This window comes from Corallococcus sp. AB032C (assembly GCF_003668935.1).
Lineage (GTDB): Bacteria > Myxococcota > Myxococcia > Myxococcales > Myxococcaceae > Corallococcus > Corallococcus exiguus.
In genome coordinates this window covers 177,158-188,682 of the sequence record NZ_RAWP01000005.1, presented here as the reverse complement: position 1 = coordinate 188,682, position 11,525 = coordinate 177,158, and the positions used below count along the sequence as shown (strand labels likewise).

At 69.6% G+C, this 11,525-nt stretch carries 11 protein-coding genes; 3 read left to right on the top strand and 8 right to left on the bottom strand.

The annotated features are described in order from the left end of the window. Positions 1-282: 282 nt before the first annotated feature. Positions 283-1,158 carry an SDR family oxidoreductase gene (locus D7X99_RS03440; protein ID WP_199756315.1) on the top strand — a complete coding sequence of 292 codons (876 nt, stop codon included), beginning with the start codon at positions 283-285 and terminating at the stop codon, positions 1,156-1,158. Between the two features lie 16 nt (positions 1,159-1,174). Here D7X99_RS03440 and D7X99_RS03435 read toward each other — a convergent pair whose 3' ends face one another. From D7X99_RS03435 to D7X99_RS03400, 8 genes are all read right to left on the bottom strand, one after another. Then, the gene (locus D7X99_RS03435) at positions 1,175-1,531 is read right to left on the bottom strand and encodes a DoxX family protein (RefSeq protein ID WP_121760816.1); all 357 of its coding nucleotides are present in this window, start codon (positions 1,529-1,531) and stop codon (positions 1,175-1,177) included. Positions 1,532-1,588: 57 nt separating this feature from the next. Then, positions 1,589-3,226 carry a phosphoglucomutase (alpha-D-glucose-1,6-bisphosphate-dependent) gene (gene pgm, locus D7X99_RS03430; RefSeq protein ID WP_121776457.1) on the bottom strand — a complete coding sequence of 546 codons (1,638 nt, stop codon included), beginning with the start codon at positions 3,224-3,226 and terminating at the stop codon, positions 1,589-1,591. A gap of 142 nt (positions 3,227-3,368) precedes the next feature. After that, positions 3,369-4,667, bottom strand: a complete 1,299-nt coding sequence (locus D7X99_RS03425; RefSeq protein WP_120576034.1) for an AmpG family muropeptide MFS transporter — start codon at positions 4,665-4,667, stop codon at positions 3,369-3,371. Between the two features lie 122 nt (positions 4,668-4,789). Next, complete coding sequence (locus tag D7X99_RS03420) at positions 4,790-5,755, bottom strand: hypothetical protein (RefSeq protein ID WP_120576014.1); 966 nt, start codon at positions 5,753-5,755, stop codon at positions 4,790-4,792. Between the two features lie 11 nt (positions 5,756-5,766). After that, positions 5,767-7,410 (bottom strand): caspase family protein, encoded by a 1,644-nt coding sequence (locus D7X99_RS03415; RefSeq protein ID WP_233596785.1) that lies wholly within the window; start codon positions 7,408-7,410, stop codon positions 5,767-5,769. Continuing rightward, complete coding sequence (locus D7X99_RS03410; protein ID WP_121776456.1) at positions 7,407-8,198, bottom strand: DUF4384 domain-containing protein; 792 nt, start codon at positions 8,196-8,198, stop codon at positions 7,407-7,409. Before D7X99_RS03410 ends, D7X99_RS03415 begins: the two co-directional genes overlap by 4 nt. Further along, positions 8,195-8,737 carry an RNA polymerase sigma factor gene (locus D7X99_RS03405; protein WP_233596784.1) on the bottom strand — a complete coding sequence of 181 codons (543 nt, stop codon included), beginning with the start codon at positions 8,735-8,737 and terminating at the stop codon, positions 8,195-8,197. Before D7X99_RS03405 ends, D7X99_RS03410 begins: the two co-directional genes overlap by 4 nt. 28 nt (positions 8,738-8,765) lie before the next feature. Then, positions 8,766-9,764, bottom strand: a complete 999-nt coding sequence (locus D7X99_RS03400) for a hypothetical protein (RefSeq protein ID WP_120576012.1) — start codon at positions 9,762-9,764, stop codon at positions 8,766-8,768. A 243-nt stretch (positions 9,765-10,007) separates the two neighbouring features. Between D7X99_RS03400 and D7X99_RS03395 the strand changes: the two genes are divergently transcribed. Together D7X99_RS03395 and D7X99_RS03390 are read left to right on the top strand one after the other, a co-directional pair. Beyond that, positions 10,008-10,832 carry a nucleotidyltransferase gene (locus tag D7X99_RS03395; RefSeq protein ID WP_120576011.1) on the top strand — a complete coding sequence of 275 codons (825 nt, stop codon included), beginning with the start codon at positions 10,008-10,010 and terminating at the stop codon, positions 10,830-10,832. Next, complete coding sequence (locus D7X99_RS03390; RefSeq protein ID WP_120594297.1) at positions 10,816-11,520, top strand: metallophosphoesterase; 705 nt, start codon at positions 10,816-10,818, stop codon at positions 11,518-11,520. Before D7X99_RS03395 ends, D7X99_RS03390 begins: the two co-directional genes overlap by 17 nt. Positions 11,521-11,525: the final 5 nt, after the last annotated feature.

The window sequence follows — 11,525 nt, the reverse complement described above, 5'->3', positions numbered from 1 at the left end:
ATAAGAGACAGGGAGGGTCGGCTGCCGTGTGCTCGGCAGCCGACCCTCCCACACGGAAGGTGTTGGCTGACGTACGCTTCATTCTCAACTTCCGGAGTTTGAGAGCGAAGGCCTCAACGGATCAGAACGGGTGCGTTTTTCAGCGTAGGGAATGGGACGCCAGGGTGGGTCCAAATCGCCCCGTCGCCGGCCGGTTTCCGGGGTGACGGGTTGGCGGGAGGAGTTCCGCATGAGCGCAGGAGCGTCGTCTGGCGCCGGCCGTGTCTGGCGGTTGGCGGAGAGGTGGCCGTGGTGAGTGGGCCGGTGCTCGTCACGGGGCCCACGGGCAACGTGGGGCGGGCGGTGGTGCGCGCTCTCCTGGCCGAAGGGGTGGCGGTGCGCGCGGCGGTGAAGTCGCCGGAGCACACAGTGTCGCTGCTCAAGGAGATGGACGGGGACGTGATGCCGACGCCGCTGGACTTCCTGCGGCCGGAGACGTTCCTCCCCGCGCTGGAGGGCGTGCGGGGCGTGTTCCTGATGCATCCGCCGGCCATCGCCCACGCGGAAGGGACGCTCAACGCGTTCATCGACGCGGCCGCCACGCAGGGCGTGAAGCAGGTGGTGTTCCTGTCCATGGCGGGGGCGGAGACGCGCGCCTGGGCGCCGCACCACGCGGTGGAGGCGCACCTGATGCGCTCCAACGTCGGGTGGACGCTGCTGCGCCCGGCGTTCTTCGCCCAGAACCTGGGAGACGCGTACCGCGAGGACATCCGCCAGGACGGCCGGCTCTACATGCCCGCGGGCCACGGCAAGGTGGCCTTCGTGGACGTGCGCGACGTCGGGGAAGTGGCGGCGCGGGCGCTCCTGGACACGTCGCTGCGCAACCGCGCCTTCACGCTCACCGGCCTGGAGGCGGTGTCGTTCGACGAGGTGGCGTCCGTGCTGTCGGAGGTGCTGGGCCGGCCCATCCGCTATGTGCCCGCGTCGGTGCCCGGCTACGTGCGCCACCTGCACCAGCGCCAGCTGTCATGGGGCCAGCTGGGCATGCAGACGCTGATGCACGTGGGGCTTCGCTTCGGGAAGGCGGAGCAGGTGGACCCCACGCTCACCAACCTGCTGGGCCGCCCCACGCGCACGGTGCGCCAGTACATCGAGGACCACGCGCCGCTCTGGCGCTGAGGAGGCTCCGGCGTGCTCAGACGTACCAGAGCGCCCAGGCGATGAGCACGACCTGGAGCGGCAGCCGCGCCCAGAGCATGCCCCGGGGAATCTTCCGGAACTGCTCCGGGTGCTGGGCCATGTAGATGTTCGCGGGGAACACCGCCACGAACAGCGCGACCAGTCCCCACGCCGCGAGCCGCGTGGTGGCGGGCACCAGCAGGAAGATGCCCAGGAGCACCTCCGCCACGCCGCTCAGCAGCACCAGCTCCCGGGGCCGGGGCAGGTACGGCGGCATGATGCGCATGTACATGCGGGGCTTGAGGAAGTGGTTCACCCCCGCCACGACCATGAATAGCGCGAGCACGTACTGCAGGATGGTTTTCACTTCCATGGGTGGTGGGGCTCCTCGCGCGGCATCGAAGCCTGCGCGAGGCGCCTGAGTCCACGCCTACTTTCCAGTGAACGCCTCTGAGACGATGGCACGCGCCTCCTGGACGATGGCGTCCAGGTGCGCCTGGTCGCGGAAGCTCTCCGCGTAGATTTTGTACACATCCTCCGTGCCAGACGGACGCGCGGCGAACCAGCCGTTCTCCGTCGTCACCTTGAGGCCGCCCAGGTCCGCGTTGTTGCCCGGCGCGCGCGTGAGGCGCTGGAGGATGGGCTCGCCCGCGAGCGACGTGGCCTTCACCGCCTCCGGCGACAGCTTCTTCAGCGCGGCCTTCTGCGCGGACGTGGCCGGCTGGTCGATGCGCGTGTACAGCGGCGCGCCGAACTCCTTCGCCAGCTCCTGGTAGTGCTCGCCGGGGTCCTTGCCGGTGCGCGCCAGGATTTCCGCCGCGAGCAGGTCCAGGATGATGCCGTCCTTGTCCGTGGTCCACACGGTGCCGTCCTTGCGCAGGAAGGACGCGCCCGCGCTCTCCTCGCCGCCAAAGCCCAGCGAGCCGTCCAAGAGCCCGTCCACGAACCACTTGAAGCCCACCGGCACCTCCACCACGCGGCGGCCCAGGTCCTTGCCCACGCGGTCGATGAGGCTGCTGCTCACCAGCGTCTTGCCCACCGCCGCGTCCGCCTTCCAGCCCGGGCGGTTGCGGAAGAGGTAGTTGATGGCGACCGCGAGGTAGTGGTTCGGGTTCATCAGCCCCATGCTGCGGGTGACGATGCCGTGGCGGTCGGAGTCCGTGTCGTTGCCGAACGCGAGCGCGTACTGGTCCTTGAGCTTCACCAGGTTCGCCATCGCGTACGGCGACGAGCAGTCCATGCGGATCTTCCCGTCATGGTCCGCGGGCATGAAGCCGAAGGTGGGGTCCACGGTGGGGTTCACCACCGTGAGGTCCAGGCCGTACTTCCGAGCGATCGGCTCCCAGTACTGGAGGTTGGAGCCGCCCAGCGGATCCGCGCCCAGCTTCAGCTTCGCGCCCCGGATGACGTCCAGGTCCACCACGTTCGTCAGGTCCGCCACGTACGGGGTGATGAAGTCGTACGGCTTCACCGTGGCGCTCGCGCGCGCCCGCTCGTAGGGGACGCGCTGCACGCCCTGGTTGCCCGAGGCCATCAGCTCGTTGGCGCGCTTCTCCACCAGCGAGGTGACGTTGGTGTCGGCGGGGCCGCCGTTGGGCGGGTTGTACTTGATGCCGCCGTCCTCCGGCGGATTGTGGGACGGGGTGATGACGATGCCGTCCGCGAGCCCGCTCCTACGGCCCCGGTTGTACGTGAGGATGGCGTGGGAGATGACCGGCGTGGGCGTGGCGCCGTCCGTGTAGCGGACCTCCACGCCGTGGGCGGCCAGCACCTCCAGCGTGGTGCGCTGGGCGGGCTCGGAGAGGGCGTGCGTGTCCATGCCCAGGAACAGCGGGCCGTCATAGCCCTGCTGCTTGCGGTACTCGCACAGGGCCTGCGCCACCGCGAGGATGTGCGCCTCGTTGAAGCTCCGGCGCGCGGCACTCCCCCGGTGACCGGAGGTGCCGAAGGCCACGCGCTGCTCGGCCACGGACGCGTCGGGCGTGTCGTCGTAGTACTGCGCGCGCAGCTTCTCGGGATTGATCAGCAGGTCGCGCGAAAGGGGCTTGCCAGCGGAGGGGTGGGCCATGTCGGGGCCACCCTAGCCGCGCGCGCTCTGGGAGGGGAGCCGAAGTCGTGGCCCTGTCGCGCGCCTCACCCGTCTTGACGCGCTCCGTCCAGTAGCGGGCGGGGCGCGGGCTGTCGGGACGGGGAGGCGTGTCCGGAAGCTGTCAGCGCGCCACGGCGACGGAGGCCGCGGAAGACGACGCGGGCGGGATGGATTCGGGCGCGGGAGGCTCGTCCTCCTTCGGCTGGGCGGCGTTCTCCGGCAGGAACGTCAGCAGCACCAGCGCGGGGATGGCCGCCGCGGCGGTGAAGGCGAAGAAGGTGGGCCAGCCCATCCACGTGGCCAGGTAGCCGGACACGGAACCGATGAGCCGGTTGGCGATGGTGCCCAGGGCGGACAGCAGCGCGTACTGCGTCGCGCTGAAGCTCTTGTGGCACAGCGACATGATGAAGGCCGCGAACGCCGTGACGCCCAGGCCCGTGCACACGTTGTCCACGGCGATGGTTGCCGCGAGCATCAGGTCGTTCTTGCCCACCAGCGCCAGGGCCATGAAGGCCAGGTTGGTAAGGCCCTGCGCGGCGCCGAAGATGAAGAGCGCGCGGCGCATGCTGAGCTTCACCATCAGCACGCCGCCCAGCAGTCCGCCGCCGATGGTGGCCAGCATGCCCAACGTCTTGCTGAGCGCGCCAATCTCCGTGTTGGAGAAACCCAGCTCGATGTAGAACGGCGTCACCATGCTGGCGGCGATGGCATCCCCCAGCTTGTAGAGCACCAGGAACGCGAGCACTCCCAGCGCGTACTCGCGGCGGAAGTAGTCCACGAAGGGCCGCACCACCGCGTCCGCCAGGTTGCGCGGAGGCCGCACGCTCTGGGGCTCCGGGGCCAGCAGCGTGGCCACCACGCCCACGCCCATGAGCACGCCCATCACGTAGTACGTCTGGGACCAGCCCAGGTGGTCCGACAGGATGAACGCGAGCCCGCCCGCCACGAGCATGCCCAGCCGGTAGCCGGTGACGTACAGCGAGTTGCCCAGCCCGCGCTCCTCCAGGGTGAGGATGTCCGTGCGCCACGCGTCCGCGACGATGTCCTGGCTGGCGGACAGGAACGTCACCACCACCGCCATGCATGCCATGGCCATCGGGGTGTCCTTCGGGTTCACCAGGCCCATGGCGGCGATGGCGCCCATGAGCAGCACCTGCGTGAGCAGCATCCAGCCGCGCCGCCGGCCCAGGAAGGGCAGGGTGTAGCGGTCCATCAGCGGCGCCCACAGCACCTTGAAGGTGTAGGGCAGCGCCACCAGGCTGAAGATGCCAATCGTCTTGAGATTGACCCCCTCGTTCTTCATCCACGCGGACAGCGTGACGCCGGTCAGCCACAGGGGGAGGCCGGACGCGAAGCCGACGGCCATCAGGAGCCAGATGCGCCGGCTCTTCAAGACGGTGAGAAGCGAGGAGTTGGGCATGGGGGCGCGGGAAACCGCCGCCAGCATAGAGAATCCACCCCGCGCGTCACCTTCCAAGGGGCCGGGACTGTCCGCCCGGCTGCTGTCCGGCCCTAAGCCCGGGCGAAGCGCGGGCGGCCTCTTCAGGGTTTCGGGTCCAGCGCGGACACGTCCGGACAGGTGCGGCGGTCGCCCTCGGTGGGGGTGATGAAGTCCCAGTTGCGCTGCATGAAGGTGATGCGCGTCCGGGCGTCCCAGCACTCCGTGTACTGCGCGCCCTTCGCGTCCCCGTCCAGGATGTTGAGCACCAGCACGCCCCGGCCATCCGGCGTCCAGCGCGCCAGGATGTCCAGCGTCTCCAGGAGCCCGCCAGGAATCAGGTCCGTGTTCGGCAACCGGAACGCCATCTCCCCCAGGCCCTCGGGCGTCTGACGCGACGCATAGCGGGTGTTCGGGGTCGCGGCGCCCGCGCCGGTGAAGAGCAGCTCCACGCGCGTGGGCAGTGCCCGGGTCTGGTAGTCGATGTCCAGCCGGTCCACGGTCTTCGCGTCCCCCGTGTCGAAGCCGTGCGCGCGGGCCGCCTTGAGGTCCAGCGCGAGCGTGCCGGTCCCCTTGCGGATGCCTCCGTCCGCCTTGAAGGTGCCGGGCAGGTAGGTCCACCACGTGTCCTCGCCACCGCCCTGGGGACGGAACTGGAGGAGGTACGCGAAGGATGCGCCCTGGCGCTCCATCACGAAGCGCAGCTCGTGGCCCGGGTGGTCGTCCGAGGGGAAGGGGCCCCAGATGCGCTGGTCGGTTTCGCGCGTGGTGGGCGGGGCGTTGCGGAACAGCTCCAGCAGGGCGAGCAGGCCGTCCACGCTGGTGTTGAACTGCGTGCCCGCCGCATAGGCCTGAAGCGCGAGAGGCGACGTGCCGCCCAGCACCTGCGACGCGCTCAGCCGTTGGGCCTGAGTGCCCAGGCCCTGGCCGGAGCGGGCGGTGTCCGGCAGCTTCGCGGCCAGATCCTCGCGCTGGGGCAGGGCGTTCTGGAACTCCAGGTCGTCGTTGGAGAAGTCGCCGCCGCACGCGACCGCGAGGAGACAGGGGAGGGCCAGGGCAAAGGTTCGCATCACGTGCTCCCTCATGGCTGGTACGTGAGGAGCGCGGCGAGTTCCCAGAACCCCAGGGAGCGCTGCGCGTCGACGGTGTATTGCAGGTACTGCAGGCGGCTGCGCGCGGTGAGGTTCAGCTTGCGCGTGAGCTGGAATCTCGCGCCCGTCGCCAGGCCCGGAGACACCATGGCGAAGCGTTGGTCCGGGAACGCCGCGTCGTCGAACTTGCGGCCCATGATGAGGTACGCGACGCGCACGCCCACGAAGGGGGCGAAGCGGCCCACGGGCCATTCGGCGGTGAGGCTGGTGCCCACGTTCACCACGGAGTAGCGGTACGCCGGGCCCGCCAGCGTGGGCAGAGACAGCACGCCATTCGTGCCGCCCACCGCTGCGTCGAAGCCCCAGACCCAGTCGCGGCGGAAGTAGTCGTGCAGCTCGGCCTCCGCGCCGAAGAGGGGCACGGAGAGGAAGAGGGACTGGCGCGTCTGGGGGTCGAAGAAGGACTGGAAGCCGCCGGTGAGGCCGAACGCCCACCACGCGCCCTTGTCCAGCATCGCCCCCTTCACGGGGTCGTCGGAGAAGGGCGCGTCCTTGAAGCGCGGCTCCTGCAGGATGGTCGTGCGTCCACGCGCGACTTCCACTTCGCCAATGCGCAGCCGGTCACTGAGCCGGCGCTTCACGCGGTAGGTGCCGGGGGCCAGGGCCACGCGGCGCTCGGTATCCACGGCCTTGTCCAGCTCCGCGACCACGAGGCCGCCCGGATCCACGAAGTAGTAGGAGCCCGCGGGGGCGTTGCCGGGGACGACCAGTCCTTCGGCGCTCGCGCGCAGGTCGGTGAGGACCAGGTCTCCGTTGCCAGCGAGGTCGTAGCTGAACGTGGGGTGCTGCGGGCCCGCGCTGCTGTCGGCCGTGTCCGCGACGGTGCGGGCGTAGGCGTGCGAATACGCCTCGAAGAGCGTCACGCGTCCGTCGCCGCTGCGGTCCGCGTCTCCCAGAAGGCCACTGGCCAGGTGATGGGAGAAGTAGCTGCCGCCCAGCGTGTCCGACTCCTGCGAGTCCTCGTCCGCGGAGCTGGAGGTGAGGATGACGACGCCCCGCGCATCGCGTGCCGCGCCGGACTCCACATCGAAGGCCGGGGACTTGCGAGCGCCCTTGGTGCGGGTGAGCGCGCCGGAGCGGCAGGAGTCGAGGATGGCGATGCGGATGTCCACGGGTGCGTCGGCCAGCCGGCGCTTGAGCGCGTCGAAGGCGAGCCGCGAATCACCCAGCCGCAGTGCGCCGTCCTTCGCGTGGCCGGAGTAGTAGACGAACAGCGCGGTGCGCTCGCCGCGAGCCTGGGCCGCGCGGGCCCGTTGCTCCAGCTCCGACAGCGCGACGAGGAAGTCCTTCGCGTCGTCATCAAGGAGGAGCTTCGCGTCGGCCGGGGACACTCCGCCCAGCCGCGTGAGCAGGTCGTGCATCTTGCGCGCATCGTCGCGCGCGTAGCTCAAGGGCCGCGTGTCCGCTCCGCCCGTGTCGTTGCCCGCGATGAGCGCGAAGCGGTGCAGCGTGTCCGCGTGCGCGGCGGTGGAGGCCAGCACCAGCGCGGGAATCGACGCCCGCATCGCCGAGCCCAGGGCCCGTGCCCAGGCCGCCACGGGAGCGAGCACCTGTCTCACGGGGCCGTCGCTCATGGCTTCAGCAAAATCCACTGCGTCTGCGCGCCCGCCACGTCCAGCGGCGCCATGCGCGTGACGTCCCGGCCCGCCGCGACGAAGGACTTCCGGGCCGCGTCGCTCAGCGCATCCATGGACACGGGCGCGTCCGTCAGCACCAGCACCACGCGCTCCGCACCCGCGCCGGTGAACTCCACGCTCTCCGGCAGCCAGTGCTGTCCCGCGCCCGGCTCCACCGCGAGGCTGTCCCCGGACTCCGGATACAGCGGCGTCACCTCGCCCTGCGTATCCACCGACAGCGCCGCCACGTAGCGGAACGCGTCCGCCGTGTAGCCCAGCCGCACACGCTCACCGGGTTGCAACGCCTCCGGCGCCTCCGTGCTCGCCACCCGCTGCGGATCCACGCCTCCACCGATTCGCAGCTCCGCGCCCGCGCCGCCCTTGATGCGATTGCCCGCGACGGGCGGTGGGATGGGATCCGTCCTCCCTCCGGTCTCCAGCAGCGGACGCGCGAGCACCAGCACCATCACGGACGCCGCCACCGCCATCAGCGGCCGGACCCATTGCGAGCGCGTCGCCGGCTCTTTCGAAGAAGCCTGCCTCGCGCGGGCCCGCTCCACTCCGGCCTCGAAACCTTCGAAGGGCACGTCCGCCTCGAACGCGGCCTGCGCATCCGCGAAGGACTTCATCGTCGAGCCACACGCCTCGCACGCCTCCGCATGCTCCCGGACGCGGTTCGCCTCGTGGGTGGGCAGCTCACCGGCGTGCAGGCGGCGCAATGTCCAGTTCGACTCGTGCGCGCTCATCGGACGCTCAGCTCCTCTCCACCCAGCTCCGCGAATTGCTCCAGCCGCTTGCGCACCGTGGGCACCGAACGCCCCAGCACCGCGGCCACCTCTTCCAGCGTCATCCCATCCACGTGGTAGTGGATCGCCGCCGCCTGCGTCTCCGCGTCCACCCGGGCCAGCAGCTTGCGCACCAGGTCGCGCGTCTCCATCGCCTCCGCGCCGCCATGGCCCTCCGAACGGGCCGCCTCGTCCCGCGCGAACCACTTCCTCCACGCCGCCCCTTCCGAGCGCAGCTGGTTGAGGCAGTGGTGCGTGGCGATCTTCATCAGCCACGTCAGCGGAGACGCCTCCGCCCGGAACGACTCCCCGTGCACGAGCGCGCGGGCGAAGACGTCATGCATCGCGTCCTCCGCCCGGCTCGCGTCCTTCAGCAGGTAGCGGCAGCGCTCACGCACGCTGCCGCCGTACTTCACATACAGCTCGCGCAGGACGGCCCGCCGGTCCTCGTTGGGACGGGGAGGCACCACCTTCAGGGCCAGCGGGGTCGGTCCGGTCACGCGCGGCGCAAGCCTACCGCGACCCGGCTCACAGCGACGAGTACACCGCCGCCGAGAACCCGCCGCAGGCCGCCTCCGCCTCGCCGTAGCCCAGGCGCGGGTCCAGGCTGACGCGGAAGTAGGTGCTGAGGAAGTTCGTGTCCCAGCACTCGTTCAGCGTGGCCTCGCCCACCAGGTCGCCCCCCGTCACCTTGATGTCCGAGCGGCCCGCCCCCGTCGCAGTCCAGCGGCTCTTGATGGACAGCTTCTCCAGCTTCGCGCGCAGCGGGTCACCGTTGTCGATGTCCTCGTTCGTCGCGAACTCGAACTCGCCGCCCGCCGTCGCGGACGCCTTGTAATGGTAGGTCCCGTCCACGCGCTTGTTGGCGTCCTTCTCGTCACGCACCTGGTGGAAGTCCGCGTCCACCGTGGCCTCCGCGGAGGCGCTCGGGCGCGCGTAGCGGATCTCCACCGTGCCCACGTTGTCGTCGGCATCCGGCAGGGTGTGCGCCGCGTCCCAGTCGATGAACAGCTCGCCGGAGCCGTAGCCCTTCACGCGCTCGCCGTCCGCGTCCACCGCCACCTGCTGCGCGCCGGACAGCACCGCGCGGAAGGCGCTGTCCTCCTCGCCCTTCGCCTTGCCCTCGAGCACCCAGGAGAACGACGCCTCCCCCGACTTCGTCACCGTCAGCCGCCACGTGGTGGGACTCAGCGCCTCCGTGCTCGGGCCCCACACCGCCTTGTTCTCCTCCAGCGTCGTCGGCGGATACTTGGAGATCTGCTCGATGAGGTTGAGCACCCACAGCGTGCCGCCGTTCACCGCCACCGTGGCGTTCACCGTCGCCTGGTAGTACTCCGCCTTCTGCCCCTGGCCGTACTGCGCGGAAGGGCCGGCCGCCGTCAGGCCCTGGCCGTTCGCCTTCGGCGCCTTCACCTGCGTCATCTCCTTGGAGGGCAGGCCGTCACGGAACGTGTCCGCGTCGTTGCTCCCGGCGTCGTTGCAGCCCACGAACAACAGGGAGGCACACAGCAGGCTCTTGCGCAGCATGGTCGGGCGTCCTTTCAGGGCCCGTCTCGTGCGGGCCGTGCGTCAGTGAATTCGCCCCTATGGACACAGGCCGTGCGAAAAACAGAAAAGGCGCTCGCTAGGAGTGGAAAAGCGCAGTGAAACCAAGCGCTTGGAGCCTGGCTGCTTGCTCTCCGGGCGCCCGCGCCCGCCTGCCTGACGGTTGAAATGGGCCATCCCTACCTTTCGCCCATGGAAAAACGACACCCGAACCATCCCGGGGAGATGGGTACGGACGCCACGCTGGCCGAGCGGGAGCGTGCGCCGGACGAGATCAACGCCCGCGCCAGAGCCGTTGGCCTGTTGCATGAGGCCGGGGTGCCGTTCGTGGTGGGGGGTGCGTATGCCTACGCCACCTATACCGGCATCTACCGCGACACCAAGGACCTGGACCTGTTCCCGCGCAAGCAGGACGCCATCCGCGCCCTGGACGTGCTGGAGAAGGATGGCTGGCGCACGGAACGGCCGGACGAGGTCTGGCTCTACAAGGCGTACAAGGGCGACTACTTCGTCGACTTCATCTTCTCCTCCGGCAACGGCGTGGCCACGGTGGACGACGAGTGGTTCACCAACGCCAGGAAGGCCACCATCTTCGGCTACGAGTGCCTCATCGCACCGGCCGAGGAGATGATCTGGTCCAAGGCCTTCGTCACCGAGCGCGAGCGCTATGACGGCGCGGACATCAACCACCTCATCCTCAAGGCGGGGCGGGAGATGGACTGGGACCGCATCCTCCGGCGCTTCGACCGCTACTGGGAGGTGCTGCTCAGCCACCTGATGATGTTCCGCTTCGCGTACCCGAGCGAGCGCGACAGCGTGCCCAACTACGTGATGACGGAGTTGATGAGCCGCACGCTCCAGACGGTGCGCGACGGCAGCTGGGACGAGAAGCTGTGCCGGGGCAACCTGGTGTCCAAGGTGAACTATCACGTGGACATCCACCACTGGGGCTTTGGGGACGGCAGGGCGTGGGACGAACAGGACAGACCCGAGGGGGGAACCCGTGGCGCGAGATCCGAACTCGAAGATTCGACTGGCAGCGGTCGGTGACCTGCACTGCCGGGAGGATCAGCACGGGCGCTTCCGTCAGCTCGTCAAACAGGTGAACGCCTCGGCGGATCTGCTGCTCTTGTGCGGGGACCTGACGGACCGCGGGATGATTGAAGAGGGCAAGGTCCTGGCCGAGGAGCTCTCGGCCTTGCGCGTCCCGTGCGCCGCGGTGCTGGGCAATCACGACTACGAGCACGGGCAGGTGAAGGACATCTGCTCGGAGCTCTCCAAGGTCGGCGTGCACATCCTCGACGGGGACCACTTCATCTTCGAGAAGGTGCTGGGCGTCGCGGGGGTGAAGGGCTTCGGAGGCGGCTTCGGCAACGCGACGTTGCAGGCGTTCGGCGAGGGACAGACGAAGTCCTTCGTGCAGGAGGCCGTCACCGAGTCGCTCAAGCTGGAGGCGGCGCTCAGCCACCTGGACACGCCCAAGAAGGTCGTGATCATGCACTACGCCCCCATCCCGGAGACGCTGGAGGGGGAGAACATCGAGATCCGCCCCTTCCTGGGGACGAGCCGTCTGTCGATGCCCATCGACCACTACGGCGCGGCCTACGTCTTCCACGGCCACGCGCACCACGGCGCGCTCGAGGGCAAGACGAAGAGCGGCATCCCTGTGTTCAACGTCGCCATGCCGCTGCTCACCAAGTTCACGCCCGAGCAGCGCTTCGCCTTGATGGAAGTGTAGCGCTG